This is a genomic window from Methanococcoides sp. (genome assembly GCF_030594565.1).
In the GTDB taxonomy this organism is placed as follows: Archaea; Halobacteriota; Methanosarcinia; order Methanosarcinales; family Methanosarcinaceae; genus Methanococcoides; species Methanococcoides seepicolus.
Genome location: NZ_JAUVEY010000204.1, coordinates 1 through 2,521, shown reverse-complemented (window position 1 = coordinate 2,521; position 2,521 = coordinate 1). Strand labels below are relative to the sequence as shown.

General features: G+C 46.5%; 3 protein-coding genes. All 3 read left to right on the top strand.

From position 1 onward, the window contains the following. A partial coding sequence (locus tag QAS77_RS11535; protein ID WP_305065709.1) for an amino acid-binding protein occupies positions 1-468 on the top strand: 468 nt, incomplete at its 5' end. A gap of 12 nt (positions 469-480) precedes the next feature. Continuing rightward, the gene (locus tag QAS77_RS11530) at positions 481-1,476 is read left to right on the top strand and encodes a homoserine dehydrogenase (RefSeq protein WP_305065707.1); all 996 of its coding nucleotides are present in this window, start codon (positions 481-483) and stop codon (positions 1,474-1,476) included. A 43-nt stretch (positions 1,477-1,519) separates the two neighbouring features. Further along, positions 1,520-2,521 (top strand): ATP-dependent DNA ligase (locus QAS77_RS11525; RefSeq protein ID WP_442920372.1); only part of this gene is annotated, 1,002 nt, incomplete at its 3' end.

Sequence of the window (2,521 nt, the reverse complement as noted above, 5' to 3'; positions counted from 1 at the left end):
GGACAATTGCTTCTGGCTTTGAATCCGATTTCGGATCTAAAAGGGAACTTGAAATCGATCGTGCATCATCATGAAGAACGAACTCCAAGAAGTACCATTCCGGTACAGCTTGTTTTTGAGATAGAACCTGCCAATCTTGAGGTCCTTATAGGTCGCCTTGAAGAGAATGGAATTGGTGTTGCAAGGGTTGATGAGAAGCGTTTCACAGCACATGGTGCTGTCCTCCTGATAGGTCATATAGTTCATACTGATATACAGGATACCATTGATACTATTGATAAGACCGGTTTTGCAGAGGTCGTGAACATTTCTCTTTCAATGCCGCAGATAGACATGCGTTCATCTGCTTCCTTAAAGATAGATGCTGTGGGTAAGAATGAGCTTCATGAAGCGATATCGGTCCTTAGGCAGGTCGCGATCAAGAAGGATCTTCTGGTTATAGAACCAATTGAAGCTGAAATTTCATAAAGGTGATATTCAATGAGAAAAGTACGTGCATCCATTATTGGATTTGGTTCAGTTGGACAGGGTGTTGCAGAGGTCCTTCTGAGAAAGGGTGATGAATTAAAGTCTCTTGGTATCGACCTCGACGTTGTGGCCATCGCTGATTCCAAAGGCGCTGAGGTAAATCTTGCTGGTATAGATCTTAAAGCTGCACTTGGCAGAAAGCGGGAATTCGGTACTGTTGCTATCGATAATCTTACTGGGGAAGATGTCATCAAAAGTGTGGACCATGACATTGTGATCGAGACAACTCCTACCGATATAGAGACCGGTGGCATCGGCCTTGTTAACATGGTTGCTGCTTTTGAGTTTGGCAGACATGTGGTGACCTCTAATAAAGGTCCTCTTGCGTTGAAATATCGGGAACTTGTCGAAGCTGCGGAGGGAGCTGACCGTAAGTTGCTCTTTGAGGCCACTGTCGGCGGTGCAATGCCTATCATCAATCTTGTGAGGGATACGCTTGCCGGAAATGAAATACTCAGTGTGGAAGGCATCCTTAACGGTACATGTAACTACATTCTGACACGCATGATGGAAGAGCATGCTTCTTATGAGCAGATGCTTGCGGAGTCACAGGAGCTTGGTATTGCTGAGACTGATCCTACCTATGATGTGGAAGGTATCGACACGGCATGTAAACTTGTCATTCTTGCAAATTCCATATTCAATCAGGATGCAACCTATCAGGATGTGGATGTTACCGGAATTACCAAGGTAACTCTGGAATCTCTTTCTCTTGCCTATGATGAAGGCTATGTCATCAAGCTTATAGGTGAGGTCAAGAAGGATCGTCTTCGTGTTTCACCACGCCTTGTACCGGCATCCCATCCTCTGGCTGTGGGCGGTACGTTGAACGTTGCATCGGTGTGTACCGATCTTGCAGGAACCATTACGGTTACAGGCAGGGGTGCAGGTTCTATTGAGACTGCAAGTGCTATCCTGAGCGATATTGTATCCATCTACAAGGACTGATGGCTATCTGGTTACCTGATGGGAACGACAGGAATATCTATACATGACCGATTTCAAGGAATTCGCTGACGTTTGTAAACAGATCGAACATATCTCAAGTTCACTGGAGATGACCGATGTTGTCTCAGATATGTTAAAGTCGGTATCGACAGAGGAACTTCCTGTTGTGACCCATTTTGTGATGGGGGATGTTTTTCCTGCATGGAGTGTTGAACAGCTTGGCGTGGGTACGAGTCTTCTGTATGGTGCCCTTTCGAGATCATCCGGTCTTTCCCTGAAAGACATTGAGGACCTTGTCCGTTCCACCGGCGATATAGGTGAAACCGCGGTAGCGGCACTTGGTAAACAGAAAAAGAACCAGTCTACATTCTCTGCATTCATGGGTGAGGAACCTTCCATCTCTATAATGGATGTCTTTGGTCGGTTCCTTGATATTTCCAGATCTTCAGGTGCAGGTTCACAGAGTAATAAGATGAGGAACCTGCAATTCCTTTTCAATTCATCCAGTCCTGAAGAAGCACGTTATCTTGCCCGACTGGCTATCGAGGACCTTCGTATTGGTGTCGGTGAAGGTATTGTTCGTGATGCTATCTCTAAGGCTTTTGATGTTCCGGCAGGGGAGATTGAACGTGGTTTTATGGTGACCAACGACCTGGGTCTTGTGGCAGTTGCTGCAAAAGAGGGTGGCATTGAGGAGATCTCAAAGCTCAGGATGGAGCTTGACCGTCCAATAAAGATGATGCTGGCACAGGTCACTCCGAGCATCGAGGCTGCTATTAAGGACCTTGGCATGCTTGCTGTAGAGTGGAAGTTCGATGGTGCAAGGGTTCAAATTCATAAGAATGGGGATTCTGTCAACATCTTTTCGAGGAGGCTTGAGAATGTGACGCTGTCTCTGCCGGATCTCGTTGAGGCAGTGAAGCTCCATGTGGATGCAGATTCCGCGATTCTGGAAGGTGAGGCTGTAGCGGTCGATGGTAACGGAGCTCCTCGTGCTTTCCAGGATATACTCAAACGCTTCAGGAGAAAGTATGACGTTGAGGCA

Bases quoted from the DNA above. Each gene is read 5' to 3' on its own strand.
- QAS77_RS11530 (WP_305065707.1), top strand. From the start codon at position 481: ATGAGAAAAGTACGTGCATCCATTATTGGATTTGGTTCAGTTGGACAG.